The sequence below is a fragment of the Solwaraspora sp. WMMD1047 genome (assembly GCF_029626155.1).
GTDB lineage: Bacteria > Actinomycetota > Actinomycetes > Mycobacteriales > Micromonosporaceae > WMMD1047.
Window position 1 is genome coordinate 6,686,015 of the sequence record NZ_JARUBL010000001.1, and the last position, 16,445, is coordinate 6,702,459.

13 protein-coding genes are annotated in these 16,445 nt (G+C 70.5%); 10 read left to right on the plus strand and 3 right to left on the minus strand.

The features are described 5' to 3' along the window. The first annotated feature begins 45 nt into the window (after window positions 1-45). From O7627_RS30595 to O7627_RS30635, 9 genes are all read left to right on the plus strand, one after another. A complete protein-coding gene (locus O7627_RS30595) occupies window positions 46-807 on the plus strand; it encodes a maleylpyruvate isomerase N-terminal domain-containing protein (RefSeq protein WP_278096918.1) in 762 nt (253 codons plus the stop codon). A 188-nt stretch (window positions 808-995) separates the two neighbouring features. Then, the gene (locus O7627_RS30600; protein WP_278096919.1) at window positions 996-2,306 is read left to right on the plus strand and encodes an ABC transporter substrate-binding protein; all 1,311 of its coding nucleotides are present in this window, start codon (window positions 996-998) and stop codon (window positions 2,304-2,306) included. 104 nt (window positions 2,307-2,410) lie between these two features. Beyond that, the gene (locus tag O7627_RS30605; RefSeq protein WP_278096920.1) at window positions 2,411-3,406 is read left to right on the plus strand and encodes a sugar ABC transporter permease; all 996 of its coding nucleotides are present in this window, start codon (window positions 2,411-2,413) and stop codon (window positions 3,404-3,406) included. 110 nt (window positions 3,407-3,516) lie between these two features. Continuing rightward, on the plus strand, window positions 3,517-4,323 hold the full coding sequence (locus O7627_RS30610) for a carbohydrate ABC transporter permease (protein ID WP_278098494.1): 807 nt from the start codon (window positions 3,517-3,519) through the stop codon (window positions 4,321-4,323). Window positions 4,324-4,328: 5 nt separating this feature from the next. Further along, window positions 4,329-5,702, plus strand: coding sequence for a GH1 family beta-glucosidase (locus O7627_RS30615; protein ID WP_278098495.1), 1,374 nt, complete (start codon window positions 4,329-4,331; stop codon window positions 5,700-5,702). Window positions 5,703-5,734: 32 nt separating this feature from the next. After that, a complete protein-coding gene (locus tag O7627_RS30620; protein WP_278096921.1) occupies window positions 5,735-6,751 on the plus strand; it encodes a LacI family DNA-binding transcriptional regulator in 1,017 nt (338 codons plus the stop codon). Between the two features lie 225 nt (window positions 6,752-6,976). Next, window positions 6,977-7,627: a hypothetical protein gene (locus O7627_RS30625; RefSeq protein WP_278096922.1), complete on the plus strand. Its 651-nt coding sequence runs from the start codon at window positions 6,977-6,979 to the stop codon at window positions 7,625-7,627. A 29-nt stretch (window positions 7,628-7,656) separates the two neighbouring features. After that, the gene (locus tag O7627_RS30630) at window positions 7,657-10,791 is read left to right on the plus strand and encodes a DUF87 domain-containing protein (RefSeq protein ID WP_278096923.1); all 3,135 of its coding nucleotides are present in this window, start codon (window positions 7,657-7,659) and stop codon (window positions 10,789-10,791) included. Window positions 10,792-10,817: 26 nt separating this feature from the next. Beyond that, on the plus strand, window positions 10,818-12,536 hold the full coding sequence (locus O7627_RS30635; protein WP_278096924.1) for an AIPR family protein: 1,719 nt from the start codon (window positions 10,818-10,820) through the stop codon (window positions 12,534-12,536). Window positions 12,537-12,690: 154 nt separating this feature from the next. On the opposite strand, the gene O7627_RS30640 is transcribed toward O7627_RS30635, so the two are convergent. The 3 genes from O7627_RS30640 to O7627_RS30650 all read right to left on the minus strand — a co-directional run bounded on the left by O7627_RS30640 (window position 12,691) and on the right by O7627_RS30650 (window position 15,400). Continuing rightward, window positions 12,691-13,206: an O-acetyl-ADP-ribose deacetylase gene (locus O7627_RS30640; protein ID WP_278096925.1), complete on the minus strand. Its 516-nt coding sequence runs from the start codon at window positions 13,204-13,206 to the stop codon at window positions 12,691-12,693. A gap of 5 nt (window positions 13,207-13,211) precedes the next feature. Further along, window positions 13,212-14,153 carry an EI24 domain-containing protein gene (locus O7627_RS30645; protein ID WP_278096926.1) on the minus strand — a complete coding sequence of 314 codons (942 nt, stop codon included), beginning with the start codon at window positions 14,151-14,153 and terminating at the stop codon, window positions 13,212-13,214. A gap of 65 nt (window positions 14,154-14,218) precedes the next feature. Beyond that, on the minus strand, window positions 14,219-15,400 hold the full coding sequence (locus tag O7627_RS30650) for a metallophosphoesterase (RefSeq protein ID WP_278096927.1): 1,182 nt from the start codon (window positions 15,398-15,400) through the stop codon (window positions 14,219-14,221). Window positions 15,401-15,673: 273 nt separating this feature from the next. Between O7627_RS30650 and O7627_RS30655 the strand changes: the two genes are divergently transcribed. Then, window positions 15,674-16,441 (plus strand): class I SAM-dependent methyltransferase, encoded by a 768-nt coding sequence (locus O7627_RS30655; protein WP_278096928.1) that lies wholly within the window; start codon window positions 15,674-15,676, stop codon window positions 16,439-16,441. The last annotated feature ends 4 nt before the right edge of the window (window positions 16,442-16,445 follow it).

A 16,445-nucleotide genomic window follows, 5' to 3' on the forward strand; every position in this document is an offset into this window, starting at 1 on the left:
CAGCCGCGCGACCCACTGGTCGCCCGGTCGGACACGGAGGAACGCATGAGCAGACCGCACGGGACGAAGGACTTCTGGATCAGCGCGCTCCGCGCCGAGGGTCCGGCCTTCGCGGACGCGGTTTCCCAGGCTCCCCCGGACACCCCGATCCTCTCCTGTCCCGAGTGGACCATGACCGACCTGGTCCATCACCTCGGCTCGGTGTACGGCTGGGTCCGCGGCGTGCTGGACCGAGACGACACCGAGCCACCCGCACCGCGCTCCCAGCCGACCGACCTGCCGACCGGGACGGCCGCCCTCGACTGGTGGCGCACCGAGTTCGACGCGTTGATGGCGGCGCTGGAGTCGGTGGACCCGGAAGCGACCCGGTGGAACTGGGCGCCGCAGCCGAACAAGGCAATCTTCTGGCACCGCCGGATGGCCCACGAGACGGCGATTCACCGGTGGGACGCGCAGATGGCCACCGCAGCGGGCGGTCCGGTCGAGATGAAGCTGGCCATCGACGGGGTCAGCGAGGTGCTCGACACCTGGCTGCCGGGCGGCCGGCGACTCTCCCGGGAGCCGCTGCACGGAGTGGTCCAACTGGTCGCGGCCGACGCCGGCCAGGAGTGGTATCTGCGGCTGCGCGGCGAGGGCATCGCGCTGCTGGACACCGATACGATCCTGGACGACGACGACCACCACGCCCGGGTGCACGCCACCGGTACGGCAAGCGATCTGCTGCTGGCGCTCTGGGGCCGGATCGGCTTCGACGTGCTGGACGTGACCGGCGACGCCACCCTGCTGGCCGGCCTGCGCGCCCGCTGAGCGGCCGCGTCAACGCTCTCCCCCGGCTCAGGTAACGCGCCGGCAACATTCTGAGAGCGCTCTCTTGACACCGCTCGACACAAGTCCCACGCTTCCTGAGAGCGCTCTCACAGCCGAATGCGGCGGGCGCTCCGGACCGTCAGAACCGGACAAACACCCCACCACATCACGACCTGAGAGGGGTCCAGATGGGCGTCAACCCGCGCCGTCGCCGACTCGTCGCCACCGCCGTCGCAGCCGTCGGCGTGCTGCTCGCCGCCACCGCCTGCGGTGGCGGCGACGATGCCGGCGAGGACGGCACGATCACCCTGACCGTCGACGTCTTCGGCCAGTTCGGCTACGAAGAGCTTTACAAGGAATACATGGCCGCCAACCCCGACGTGAAGATCGTCGAGCGGGGCACCGGCAGCAACCTGGACGAGTACTCCCCCAAGCTGACCCAGTGGCTGGCCGCCGGCAAGGGCGCCGGCGACATCGTCGCCATCGAGGAAGGACTGCTCGTCGAGTACAAGGCCAACCCCGGCAACTTCGTCAACCTCCTCGACCACGGCGCCGCCGAACTCCAGGGCAACTTCATGGAGTGGAAGTGGAACCAGGGGCTGACCGCCGACGGCAGCCAGCTCATCGGGCTCGGCACCGACGTCGGCGGAATGGCGATGTGCTACCGCAGCGACCTGTTCGCCAAGGCCGGCCTGCCGACCGACCGGGAGGAGGTCAGCAAGCTCTGGCCGACCTGGGCCGACTACATCGCCACCGGTGAGCGGTTCAAGGCCGCCGACACCGGCGCGTCGTTCCTCGACGCGGCCACCAACACCTTCAACACCATCGTGCTGCAGACCGCCGGCAACGCGGGCGGCTACCACTACTACGACACCAGCGACAACCTGGTCGTCGACAGCAACCCGGCCGTCCGGCAGGCCTGGGACATCACCATGGACATCATCGACTCCGGCCTGTCCGGCAAGTACGGCGCCTGGTCGGAGGAGTGGGTGGCCGCCTTCAAACAGGCCAAGTTCGCCACCATCGCCTGCCCGGCCTGGATGACCGGCGTGATCGAGGGCAACGCGGGCGCCGACGCGGCCGGCAAGTGGGACATCGCCACCGTGCCCGGCAACGGCGGCAACTGGGGCGGCTCGTTCCTGGCCGTGCCGAAACAGAGCGAGCACCAGGCCGAGGCGGCCGCGCTGGCGAAGTTCCTGACCAGCACCGAAGGGCAGATCGGCGCGTTCAAGGCCAAGGGACCGCTGCCGTCCTCGCCGCAAGCGCTCGACGACCCGGCGGTGGCCGACTCGACGAACGCGTACTTCAACAACGCGCCGGTGGGGCAGATCTTCGGCTCCGGCGCCAAGAACCTCAAGCCGGTCTACATGGGTCCGAAGAACCAGGCCGTCCGCACCGAGGTGGAGAACGCCGTCCGGACCGTCGAACTGGGACAGCGGAGCCCGGACGAGGGCTGGGCCGACGCGGTCGGCAACGCCAAGAAGGCCGCCGAGAAGTAGCCCGTCCCGCCTGCCGTCCCGGACCACCGACAGGGCCCGGGACGGCAGGCGCCGCCGCCGGCCGGCCGGATCGCCCCCCGGCCGGATCGAAAGGAAGACCGCGCATGACCGTCCAGCAGGAGCTGCGCCCGCGGACCAGAGCGGCGGCGCCCCCGCAGAAGCCGCCCCGGGTCGGGTTCAGCCGCCTCGACGTGAAGCTCTCCCCGTACCTGTTCATCGCTCCGTTCTTCGTTCTTTTCGCGATCTTCGGGGCCTACCCGCTCGGCTACACGCTCTGGGTCTCACTGCACGACTGGGACCTGCTGGCGACCGAACACACCTTCGTCGGCCTCGACAACTACTCGACGCTGCTCGCCGACGGCGACTTCTGGAACGCGGTCGTCAACACCCTCGGCATCTTCGTCATCTCCACGGTGCCGCAACTGCTGCTCGCGCTCTGGCTGGCCAACCTGCTCAACCGGCGGCTACGCGGCCGGACGCTGTTCCGGATGGGGGTGCTGATCCCGAACATCACCTCCACCGCCGCCGTGGCGATCATCTTCGCCCAGCTCTTCAGCCGCGAGTTCGGCATGATCAACTGGCTGCTCGACCTGGTCGGCGTCGACGCCATCGACTGGAAGGCCAACCGGTTCGCCTCCTGGGTGGCCATCTCCACCATGGTCGACTGGCGCTGGACCGGCTACAACGCGCTGATCTTCCTCGCCGCGATGCAGGCCATCCCGCGCGACCTGTACGAGTCGGCGGCCATCGACGGCGCCGCCCGGGCCCGGCAGTTCTGGTCGATCACCGTGCCGCTGCTGCGGCCGACGATCATCTTCTGCGTCATCATCTCCACCATCGGCGGCCTGCAACTCTTCACCGAGCCGCTGCTGTTCAACTCCGGCACCAACCCGATCCGGGGCGGGCCGCTGCGCGAGTCGCAGACCATGACGATGTACATGTTCGAGAACGCGTTCGCCCCGAACTACAACTTCGGGTACGGCTCCGCCGTGGCCTGGATGCTCTTCGCGCTGATCGTCGTCGTGGCCATCATCAACGTCCTGATCATCCGCCGGCTCGGCAACGGCTCACGCGCCGGCGACCCCAGCGAAGGCCGGTGACGACCTTGACCACCTTCACCGCTCCCCCACCGGCCGTCGCGCCCAAGCCCCGGCTCGGCGCCACCAACCGGCGCGGCGGCGCCACCAGCCACCTCTGGGCGGCCAGCCCGCTGACCTACCTCGCCCTGGTCGCCGCCGCGGTGCTGTCGATCTTCCCGATCTACTGGATGTTCGTCGTCGCCACCCGGTCCAGCGACACGATGGGGCAGGTGCCGCCGCCGGTCACCCCCGGCGGCAACCTGCCCGGCAACATCGAACGGCTCTTCGCCAACACCGACGCGTACTTCCTCACCGGCATGCTCAACTCGGCGATCGTGGCCGGCTCGGTCACCATCTCGGTGGTGTTCTTCTCCTCGCTGGCCGGCTTCGCCTTCGCCAAGCTGCGGTTCCGGGGCCGCAACGCGCTGCTGATGGTGATCATCGCGACCATGATGGTGCCCACCCAGCTCGGCGTCATCCCGCTCTACATGCTGATGACCCGGCTGGACTGGAACGACCAGCTCCAGGCCGTCATCGTCCCCGCCCTGGTCACCGGCTTCGGGGTGTTCATGATGCGCCAGTACGCCAGCCAGGCGGTCAGCACCGAGCTGATCGAGGCGGCCAGGATGGACGGCTGCGGCACGGTCCGGATCTTCTGGCACGTGGTGCTGCCGGCGCTGCGGCCGGCCGCCGCCGTACTCGGTCTGCTCACCTTCATGACCACCTGGAACGACTTCCTCTGGCCGTACGCGGTGCTCAACGACCCGGAGAACCCGACCGTGCAACTGAGCCTGCGGGCCCTGTCAAACGGCTACTACCAGGACATGTCGCAGGTCTTCACCGGCACCGCGCTGGCCACCCTGCCGCTACTGGCTGTCTTCGTCATCTTCGGCCGACAGATAATCGGCGGCATCATGGAAGGCGCGGTCAAACAGTGAGCCACTTGGAGGCGAGCGTGCGGTTCCCGGACGGATTCCTGTGGGGCGCGGCCACCGCCGCGTACCAGATCGAGGGCGCGGCCCACGACGACGGTCGCGGCCCGTCGATCTGGGACACCTTCAGCCGTACGCCGGGAAAGGTGCACGCCGGCCACACCGGCGACGTCGCCTGCGACCACTACCACCGGTACCCGCAGGACGTGGCGCTGATGGCCGAGCTGGGGCTGCAGGCGTACCGGTTCTCGGTGTCCTGGCCCCGGATCCAGCCGGACGGCGCCGGCCCGGTCAACCCGCGCGGGCTGGACTTCTACGACCGGCTGGTGGACGCGCTGCACGGCCGCGGCATCGACCCGATCGTCACGCTCTACCACTGGGACCTGCCGCAGAGCCTGGAGGACCGGGGCGGCTGGCCCAACCGGGAGACCGCCGAACGGTTCGCCGAGTACGCGGTCGCGGTGCACGCCCGGCTCGGCGACCGGGTCGGCACCTGGACCACGCTCAACGAACCGTGGTGCTCGGCGTACCTGGGCTACGGCAACGGGGTGCACGCGCCCGGCCGGCAGGACCCGGCGGACACCTTCGCCGCCGTACACCACCTGCTGCTCGGCCACGGGCTGGCCGGGCGGGCGCTGCGGGCGGCCGGGGTGGACACGCTGGGGATCACGCTCAACCCGGCGGCGGTCTTCCCCGCCGACCCGGACAGCGCCGCCGACCTGGCCGCCGCGCACCTCGTCGACGGCCTGCACAACCGGATCTTCTACGACCCGCTGCTGCTCGGCCGCTACCCCGAGGACGTGCTGGCGCACATCGACCGGTTCACCGACACCGCCTTTCTGCAGGACGGCGACGAGAAGATCATCAACGAGCCGCTGGACCTGCTCGGCATCAACTACTACGCGCCGACCTACGTCGCCGGGCGACCGGACGCGGCCGGCGGCGGTGGGGCGTACCCGGGCACCGAGGGGATCGAGTTCAAGGCCCCCACCGGCCCGGTCACCGACATGGGCTGGATGATCGAGCCGGCCGGGCTGACCCGGCTGCTGGAACGGATCGCCCGCGACTACCCACCGGTACCGCTGATGATCACCGAGAACGGTGCCGCGTTCGCCGACAAGTTCGGCGGCGACGAACGGGACCGGGTCCCCGACGCCGACCGGATCAGCTACCTCGACGGCCACCTGCGGGCCGTGCACGAGGCGATCGCCCGGGGGGTCGACCTGCGCGGCTATCTCGTATGGTCGTTGCTTGACAACTTCGAATGGGCCGAGGGCTACCGCAAGCGGTTCGGGATCATCCACGTCGACTACCAGACCCAGCGACGGGTGCCCAAGGACAGCGCACTGTGGTACCAGGACGTGATACGCCGTAACGGTCTGTAAGGGCCGGCGGCGACCGGGACATGGGGGGCGGGATGACGGCGGCACGGGAGCGACCCACGCTGGAGGCGGTGGCACGCCGTGCCGGCGTGTCCCGGGCCACCGTCTCCCGGGTGGTGAACGGCTCGACCACGGTCGCCGAGCCGATCCAGGAGGCGGTCCGCCGGGCCGTCCAGGAACTCGGGTACGTGCCGAACCTGGCCGCCCGCAGCCTGGTCACCCAGCGGACCGACTCGGTGGCGCTGGTGCTGCCCGAGGCCGCCACCCGGGTCTTCTCCGACGACCAGTGGTTTCCCGGCATCATCCGCGGCGTCAGCCAGGAGTTGGAGGCCGCCGACAAGCAGCTGGTGCTGATGCTGGCCGAGTCGACCGCCAGCCACGACCGGGTCGAGCGGTACGCCATGGGCCGGCACGTCGACGGCGTACTCTTCGCCTCGCTGCACGGCAGCGACCCGCTGCCCGGCACGCTGGCCCGGCTCGGCATCCCGGTCGTGGTGGGTGGCCGCCCGCTCGGCCGGGCCCCGGTGCCGGTGTCGTACATCGACGTCGACCACATCGGCGGGGTGACCCGGGCGGTCCGGCACCTGCTCGACTCGGGGCGGCGGCGGATCGCCACCATCGCCGGCCCGCAGGACATGGTCGCCGGCATCGAACGGCTGGCCGGTTACCGGGCCGAGCTGCAGGACTCCAGCCGCCGGTCGATCGTGGCGGTCGGCGACTTCACCCGGGAGTCCGGGGCGCTGGCCATGCGGCAACTGCTCGCCGACGACCCGGAGCTGGACGCGGTCTTCGTCGCCTCCGACCTGATGGCGCACGGCGCGCTGCGCACGCTGCGCGAGGCCGGCCGGCGGGTGCCCGACGACGTGGCGGTGATCGGCTTCGACGATATCGAGATCGCCCGCTACACCGATCCGCCGCTGACCACCGTGCGCCAGCCGATCCTGCAGATCGGCCGGGAGATGACCCGGCAACTGCTCCGGCTGGCGGCCGGCGAACAGATCGAACCGGCCCTGATCCTCCCGACCGACCTGATCGTCCGCGAGTCGGCCTGACTCACCGGGACGGTCCGTCCGTCCGATCCGCGCCGAACGATGGGTGGGGAATCGGCCTGTTGGCGGGGAATCGGCACCGAGTAATGGCCGGCCTTCGGATCTGCGATGTCCAATACCAGACAGGCTGGCCGGGAAATTTCCACCGATCAACCCCTCCCTGTTGCCTGTTGCGCTTCGCCATGATGGCGATTCCCGTCCGTCGGCTCACCCCCGGAGATCATGACCATGCCGGACAAGCAGTTGAGCGCGCCCGCTCGACAGGCCCTCATCGCACTAATGATCAATGTCAACGAGGCATCGAATCCCCAGCTCCACGAGCGCTTCCGATTCAAGATCGAGAAATCGGTCCGGAATGAACTGGCAGACGCCAAACTGATCGAATGGCGGGCTGGATTCCGCGGCACGATCTTCCACACGCTCACCCCGAAAGGCTGGGAACGCGGAGGCACCGTGGCCGCCGAGCCGCTACCGCCACAGGTGACCGCGCTCGCCAGGTTGCTCTACGGCTGGGTCGACATGTTCTCCCGCCACCTGGCCCGTACCGGTGTGCGGTTCGAGGACGCGTTGCGCGCGATTGAACACCCCGCGACCGACGACACCCAGGCCGCGCCGGCCGGGGTCGAGGAGCGGGTGCTGGCCGTCTACCACGAACTGGCCGGCAACCCGGGCGATCTGGTGAGCCTGGCCAGAGTGCGGCGCCGACTGGCCGATGTCGAGCGTCCGGTGCTGGACGCCGCGCTCAAGGCGATGGACCGGGATCGGCGGATCCATCTCGAACCGGAGACCAACCGCAAGGCGCTCGAACCGGAGGCCAGGGAGGCCGCGATCAGCATCGGTGGTGAGGACAAGCATCTGATCACGAGTGGGCGCTCGTGAACGAGTGGGAGCGGCGTGCGCTCGGCGAAGTGAGGTTCGACCTGGCACCCAACCGGGAGCAGGTCTGGCAGCCCCCCGGTGTCCACGTCGAAGGGCTGAACGACTACGTCGCGCGGGCCATCCTGGACGCCTTCGACGAGGCGGCGGCGAGTCCCGGTCCCTGTCCGCTCGGCGTCGTCGTGGAGGGACAGCACGGGGTCGGCAAGACCCACATGCTGCGCTGGACGCGCACCCAGGTGCTGCGACGCAACGGGTACTTCTTCCTGATCGGCCTAACCCAGGGCAAGAACTTCTGGTCGACGATCGTGCAGACCTACCTCACCGGTCTGCGTAAGCCCGGATCGGATGACCGCAGCCAGCTGGTCGCCCTGCTCGACCGGTTGGCCGACCGCGCCGGCGTCGACGCCGGCCTGCGCGACCGGGTAACCGGTCGACAAGCACTGACCGGCGAGTCGCTCGGAGCCTTCGTCGCCGCGGTCCGCCGGGCCAATCCGAACCTCGGCCGGCGGTCCCGGCAGGTACTCCGGGCGCTGGTCCTCCTCGGCGCCGCCGACGTCGACCTCCAGGACATCGGCGAGGCTGTTCTCGCCTGTCAGCCCGACGGCGAGGCCGAGGAGTGGGCCAGGTGGGGGGTATCGGTCGCGCCCCAGACCCCACACGAGGTAGCCGAGGAGATCTCCCGGCTGTTGGCGACCACCGGGCCGAGCCTGATCGCGGCCGACCAGATCGACACGATCTTCGCCCAGGCCCAGCACACGACTGTCCGGGCCACCGGCGACAGGCCGGAGCCGGACCACCGGGTCCAGGTGGCGGACGAGCTCGGCACGGGTCTGATGGATCTTCGGGAGACGCTGCACCGAACCGTCACCGTGGTCGCCTGCCTATCGACCTCCTGGCAGTTGATAAGAGATCACGCGCTTGCCTCTATCGGGGACCGGTTCCGGCGGGAGACCCGGCTCACCAGGCTGGCCTCGCCCGAGGTCGGCCGGAAACTGATCGCCGCCAGCCTGGCCCCGCCCTATCAGGCGGCCGGTTTCGAGCCGCCCTGGCCGACCTGGCCGGTACGACCGGCCGCCTTCCAGGATGCGCCCGACTTCACCCCCCGCCAGCTGCTGCAACGGGTGGAGGCACACATCCAGTCCTGCCTGCGTCGCGACCGGGTGGTGCCGCTGGAGAGCTTCGCCGACACCCTCGACCTGACCGCCCCGGACGAAACGCCGGCTCGACCTGACGAACTCGCCGAGCTCGACGCACGATTCGCCCGACTGTGCCAGTCGGCGGACGTCAGCGCCGCGCTCGACCCAGCGACCGAGGACCAGCGGATGCCGCAGCTCCTGTCGGCGGGTCTGCACGCGTGGGTGGAGGAGCAGGGCGCGCCGGCCGGCCGCTACGTCGTCACGCCGGGGCTCGGCACCAATCCGACCGTACACGCGATGCTGCGGGAGATCCTCGACGAGACGATCGAGGACGAGGCGCACTGGTCGTTCCGGGCGATCTCCCGGTCGCACCACCGGGCCGTACAGGCCCGCATCGAACGGGTTCGGGTGATCGCGGATCTCGATCCGGAGATCACCAGCCGACGGGCTGTCCTGCTGCGCCCGGCTGGCGTCCCGTGGCCGGGCGGGCCTGTCACCCAGCGGAAGCTGCGGGAGTTCAGGCGGTTGGGCGGCACGGTCGCCACGGCGATCGTCGACGACCTCAAGGTCTTCGACTCGCTGGCCACGATGTTCGACGAAAAGCACCAAGCGTTTCCTGCGTGGTTGAAGTCGCGCCGCCCGGCCTGCAGCACCGACCTCTTCCGAACCGTCTTCGGGCCACCGCCGCCGGGCGGGGCACGGCCAGTCGCCGACCCGCCGAATGGACCGAGACAAGGTCCGGCCTCGGACCAGGCCGGACCGGCGGGCGACCCGGCGGAACCGGCCGGACCAGCGGAACCGGCCGCGTCGATCCGGTTGGGGACCGTGCTTGGTCCCGGCACTCCCTTCCAAGTCGCGCTGGAGTCGCTCCGGAAGCATGTGGCGATCTTCGCCGGCTCGGGTTCCGGCAAGACCGTGCTCATCCGGCGCCTGATCGAGGAGTCCGCGCTGGCCGGCGTCTCTACGATCGCGCTGGATCCGAACAACGACCTGGCCCGGCTCGGCGACCGGTGGCCGGTGCCCCCCGCTACCTGGGCCGCCGGGGACAGCCGCCGGGCCGACGCCTACCTGGCCGGCACGGACGTCGTGATCTGGACTCCGCGCCGGGAGTCCGGCCGACCCCTCAGCCTGCAGCCGCTGCCGGACTTCGGGGCAGTGCTCGACGACCCGGACGACTTCGAGCTGGCCCTGGACACGGCCGTAGCGGCGCTCGCGCCCCGCGCCCGGATGGCCGGCAACACCGCGAAGATGGAACGCGGGCGGGCGGTGCTGCGGGAAGCGCTCAGCTTCTACGCCCGTCGCGGTGGTAACCGGCTGACCGGCTTCGTCGACCTGCTGGCGGAGTTGCCCGACGAGGTGACACCGCTGTCGAAGGCGGCCGAACTCGCCCACGAGATGGCGCAGACACTCGCCGCCGCGATGATCAACGACCCACTCTTCGGTGGTTCCGGGGTGCCACTCGATCCCGGCGTGCTGTTCACCCCGGCGGCGGGCAAGCGGGCCCGGGTCTCGGTGATCAGCCTGATCGGCCTGCCCAGCAACGAGCAGCGGCAGAGCTTCGCCAACCAGTTGCAGATGGCACTCTTCGCCTGGATCAAGCAGCATCCGGCCGGCGACCGCCCGCTCGGCGGGTTGTTCGTGATGGACGAGGCGCAGACCCTGGCGCCGTCCGGTGCCATGACGGCCTGCACCGAGAGCACGCTGGCGCTGGCCAGTCAGGCTCGCAAATACGGACTCGGCCTGGTCTTCGCCACTCAGGCACCCCGGGGCATCCACAACCGGATCGTCGGGAACGCGGCCACCCAGTTCTACGGCTTCCTCAACAGCCAGGCCCAGATCACCGCCGCCAAGGAGATGGCACAGGCCAAGGCAAGCGGAGTGCTGGACATCTCCCGACTGACCGCCGGCCAGTTCTACGCCGCGGGCGAGGGCCTTGGCTTCCAGAAGGTGGCCACTCCGATGTGCCTCAGTGCGCACCCCAAGAGCGCGTTGACCAACGAAGAGGTCCTGAGACGGGCCCGAGCGTAACGACCCTTCGGCGGGAGGAGGCGAAGATGGACATCGTTATCGAGGGTTTGGTCCGGCAGTTCCAGCGCGACCGCGACCTGACCGACCTCAAGCTGGAGGAGGCGTTCGAGACCTTCGCGGGGTTCTGCGTCCTCAGTTCGTTCTACGAGGACGAGTTCAGCCCTGATGTGTTCCGGACGGGTGGCGGGAACGACCTCGGCATCGACTTCTTCGGCATTCTGATCAACGGCGAGTTGCTGCACGACGAGGCCGAGGTGAGGGCGGCCACCGAGCAGGCGCGCCAGCTCGACGTACGCATCGTCCTCGGCCAGGCGAAGACTACCGCCGGGTTCGAGGGAAAGGTGCTCTCCGACCTGGCCGACAACCTGCACCACCTGTTCGGCGAGGCCCCGCCGCCGTACCCGATCTCCCCGGACGTGGAGAACATCCGTGGCTGTCTGCGTGCCATCTTCGCCAACATCGGCAAGTTCACCGGCAAGCTACCCAAGCTGCACATCCGCTACATCACCACGGGCAGTCAGGTGGCGAAGCTGGTCGCCGAGAAGGCTCGATCCGCCGAACGGCTGCTGTCCAGGGCCGAACTCTTCGACCAGGTCGACGTCTGCTGCGTGACTCAGCGGGAGCTGCGCGGGCTGTACCACCGGGCGACCCAGGCGGTGTCGGTCACCTTCGACATGGTGAAGAAACTGTCTCCGCCCACGATGCCGGGGGTGGTGCAGTCGGTGTTCGGGTTGGTCCCGGCCCGTCGACTTGTCGAACAGGTGCTGACCGATCCGACCGGCAACATCCGTAAGGCGCTGTTCCACGAGAACGTCCGCGACTTCCAGGGGTACAACGCCGTCAACACCCAGATCCGGGACACCCTGCGGGATCCCGTACGCCGGGAGAGGTTTGCCGTCCTCAACAACGGCATCACCATCGTCGGCCGGGAGCTGACCGTGGTCGGCGACCGGATCCAGATCCGGGATTTCCAGATCGTGAACGGCTGTCAGACCTGCCACGTGCTCTTCCACGAACGGGACCAGCTCACCGACGAGACGCAGGTCAGCGTCCGGATTGTCCACTCCGAGGACGAGGACGTGATTGCCGGGATCATCGCCGCGACGAACCGGCAGACCGCGGTGAGCGAGGAGGAGCTCTCCTCACGCGAGGACTTCCACATGGAGCTGGAGGACTTCTTCGCCGCGCAGGAGCCTGCCCATCGGCTCTACTACGAGCGGCGGTCCAAGCAGTACAGCGCCCGCCAGGAGTTTGACAAGGCCAGGGTCGTCAACCGAGCTCAGCTGACCCGCGCGTACGCGGCGATCGTACTGGGTGAACCGTCGACGGTCGGCCACTACAGATCGCTCACGGACCGGCACCGAGCCCAGCTGTTCCAGCCGGGCGGGCACCGTGAGGTGTACTACGCCGCCGCCGTAACCCACTACCGCGTCGAGTGGCTGTTCCGCACCCGGCGAATCCCGGCCCGACTGCGGCCTGCGCGCTTTCACCTGATGGCGGCGGTGAAACGGCAACTACTCGGCGACGGACGGCCACCGAACGCGCCGAAACAGGCACGGGACTGGGCTCGGAAACTGACCGAGGTGATGTGGCCCGAGGGTGCGGCGGAACGCCTGGTCGTCGGGCTGCTTCCGGCGATCACCAGAGCCATCGAGATCGAGGAGCGGGCCGGCGTACCACTGGGGGAGATGGTGCGCAACCGCCGGTTCGCCGAACTCGTCCGTCAACAGGCAGGACACGATTAGCGTCCGGCAACCTGGTACCTCGGTCGTGCACGGCAGCTGCGTGGGCGGCTCAGGATCGTGGCCCACCCAGCCGTCACGACACCGCCGAACTCGACGGCTCAATGCGCCACGATCGCGGGTTTGCCGAGTCAGGGCGCAGAGCGGGCAGCACGACTCAGCCGGCCGCGCGGGCCCGTTCGGCGGCGGCGTAGGTCTCAGCGCTGAACAGCACCAGCCTCACCTCGCTTACCGTCGACGGGGTGGCCTCGCGCAACGCGGTCAGCGCCTGCCGCGCCGCGTCCTCGATCGGCCAGCCGTAGATGCCGGCGGAGATCAGCGGGTACGCCACGGTGGTCGCGCCGAGCGCGTCGGCGACCCAGAGGCTGTTGGTGTAGCAACCGCGTAGCAGCGCCGAGCGATCCTCCCGTTCGGACCAGACCGGGCCGACGGTATGCACGACCCAGCGGGCCGGCAGGTCGCCGGCGGTGGTGGCAACGGCCTGGCCGGTCGGCAGCCCACGCTGGTAGCGGGAGGCCCGCAGCTCCTTGCACTCGGCGAGGATCGCCGGGCCACCCTTGCGGTGGATCGCGCCGTCCACCCCGCCGCCGCCGAGCAGCGACGAGTTGGCCGCATTCACGATCGCGTCCACCCGCTGCTCGGTGATGTCCCCCTGGACCAGGACGATCTCCATCGCCGTCACCTCTCCTCGACCTCGACCTCGGCCATGTCCTGGCGCCCGGCCCCGTCCTCTGGCCGGGCCGGCGCGCTCCCGACCGGCGCGCTCCCGAGCGGCGCGGTGCTCGCCGGCGCGGTGCTCGCCGGCGCGGTGCCGGGAGGTGGCGGGTCGATGGGCAGGCCGAGGGAGCGGCGGGCGAGCAGGGCGGCGCCGGCCACCGCCGCCGGCATGATCAGCACCGCGCCGAGCGGGATCAGGAAGCAGCAGAAGACCGCGACCCCGAAGCCGAGCGCGGTCGGCCGGTTGGCGCGCAGCGCCCGGCGCCGGTCCGGCAGCCGCCGCCCGCGCCGGTAGAACGGCGCGCCGACCAGCTCCAGCGCCAGAATCCAGCCACCGAACAGGGCGCCCAGCACCGGCACCACCGTCTGCCCCAGCACCGGCAGGAAGCCGGCGACGAAGAGCGGGATGCCGATCAGCACCGACAGCGCGATCAACCGGACCGAGTCGGCCAGGCTGTGCCGCAGCGACCGCCAGAACGGCACGTCGACCTGGTCGGGTACGCCCCCGCAGCGCTCCTCCACCCGCTCCGAGATCTTCTCGTAGAACGGGTCCCCGATCAGCAGGGTGACCGCGGTGAAGGTGAGCACCCCGATCAGGCCGGCCACCCCCAGGATGGCGAACGCGGCGACCAGCCGGAACAGATCCCGCCAGCCGGTCGACCAGTCGTCGGCGAACGGGGTGAGCCAGCCGGCCAGGTCGGAGACCACGTAGATCAATCCGACGAACCCGGCGAGGAAGAGGGTGCCGGTGATCAGCGCCGGCACGATGCCGAGCAGCACCAGCTTCGGGTTGCGGGCGTAGAGGCCGAGCCCCCGGACGAGCAGCCCGACACCGGAGAGGAACTGGCGGACGGCGCCCACGGCCGGTGTCACGGCCCGGGACGCCCCGAGCGGGGTCACCACGAGCAACGAGCATACGCAGCCACCGCACGCGTCGCTCGGCGCGAACCGCTACCGGCTGCGGGCGGTCAGCCGGCGCGCAGGGTGAGCAGGGTGATCTCGCTGGGCGCGAAGATCCGGAACGGCGGACCCCAGAAGCCGGTACCCCGGCTGGTGTAGAGCTGGGTCCGGGCGCCGTGCCGGCTCAGCCCCTGCACGGTCGGCTGGTCCAGCCGGACCAGGTAGTGGAACGGCCACATCTGACCGCCGTGGGTGTGCCCGGAGAGCTGCAGGTCGACCCCGTGCGCGACGGCGTCACCGATCTGCTTCGGCTGGTGGGCCAGGAGCAGCACCGGGGCGTCCGGGTCGGCGCCGGCCAGCGCGGCGGCGTGGTCGGCGCGGTGCCCGGCCCGGCCGGAGTGCACGGCGGTGATGTCGTCCACGCCCGCCACCACCAGCCGGGAACCGCCGCGTTCCACCACCAGGTGCCGGTTGTGCAGCGCCTCCCAGCCCAGCTCCCGCATCCGGTCCAGCCAGCCCTCGGCCTCGCCGTAGTACTCGTGGTTGCCGGTCACGTAGGCGCGGGCGAACCGGGCCCGCACGTCACCCAGGGGCGCCGACTGGGCCAGGCGCTGGGCGACGGTGCCGTCGGCGATGTCGCCGGTGTGGCAGACCACGTCGGCGTCGAGGTCGTTGACGGCGGCCACCACCCGGGCCGACCAGCGGGCCCGGTCGATCGGCCCGTAGTGGGTGTCGGTGAGCAGCACCACCCGCAGCCCGTCCAGCCCGGCGCCGAGCCGGTCGAGGGTCACCTCCACCCGCCGGACCCGCGGCACCCGCATCGCTTCGGCGTACCCCCAGATCAGGAGCCCGGCCGAGACGGCGGCCGCGCCGATCGCGACGGCCCGGGAGCGGGTCGGGTCGGCCACCCCGACGGCGGCCAGCACCAGCTTCGCCACGTTGCCGAGCAGCGCCCAGACGAAGAGGACCCAGATCACGCCGAGCAGGGTGTCGCCCGCGCGGGCCGCCCAGTCCAGCCGGCGGGCACCGTGCCCGAGGGCCATCAGGACCGGGAACGCCAGCAGCGCGGTGACGAACGCGACACTGCCGGCGGCCACCACCCCGACCGGCCAGTCGGCGCCGGCCAGTGTCAGGGTCCACCACGGTACGCCGAAGAGCAGCCCGAGGATCGTGATGACTGTCAGGCCGGAGAGCAGCGCCCGCAGCGACCGCCTCGCCGGTGCGGCCGCAGCCGCCTCGCCAACCGTCACCGGCCGCCTCCCCCTTCGGTCCCGCCGCCCGGCCGCGCCCACCGGTCGCGCCCGGCCGGTCGCCCGCCTGGTCGCGCCCGCTGTCGTCGGGCACCGTCCGTGCAGCATGACACGCCCGGCGAGCAGGCGACCACTGTCGGCGCGGCGGCGCTCAGCGCGGACTCAGGGTCCCGGTAGCGGGCGACCTCCGGGTCGGCGGAGCGGACCAAAGCTGGGTCCCGGAGGGGACTAAATCGGTGGACACGGATGGGCACGCCGGTGGAGGTTGGCCGGATGGAGGAAGCGGAGAACGCGGCGATCTGGACCGCCGAGGTCGCCCGGCGCTACGACACCCCGGGGTCCGGCATGTTCGCCGACGAGGTGCTCGGACCGACCGTGGACCGCCTCGCCGAACTCGCCGGCGGCGGGCAGGCTCTCGAATTCGCCGTCGGGACCGGCCGGGTGGCCGTTCCGCTCGCCGCGCGGGGGGTGCCCGTCACCGGCATCGAACTCTCCGCCGCGATGGTCGGCCAGCTCCGCACGAAGGCGGACGAGACGACGATCCCGGTGCGCATCGGCGACATGGCGACGACGCGCGCGCCGGGGACGTACTCCCTCGTCTACCTGGTCTACAACACGATCTCCAACCTGCTCACCCAGGCCGAGCAGGTCGCCTGTTTCCGCAACGCGGCCCGCCATCTCGCGCCCGGCGGCCGGTTCGTGATCGAGCTGGAGGTGCCGGAGCTGCGCAAGCTGCCGCCCGGTCAGCGCGGGGTGGTGTTCCAGGACGAGCCGGGCTACCTCGGGATGGACACGTTCGACGTGCTGCGGCAGCGCATCGTCTCGCACCACTTCTGGTTCGACGGCAGCGCCGTCGACGGCAGCGATCAGGCCCGGCTGTTCCGCAGTCCGCACCGTTACATCTGGCCGGCCGAGCTGGACCTGATGGGCCAGCTGGCCGGGTTCGAGCTGGAGTCCCGGCACGCCGACTGGGCGGGGAGCGACTTCACCGCGGAATCGGACTCCCACGTCTCGGTCTACCGGCTGCCGGCGGCGGGCTGACATC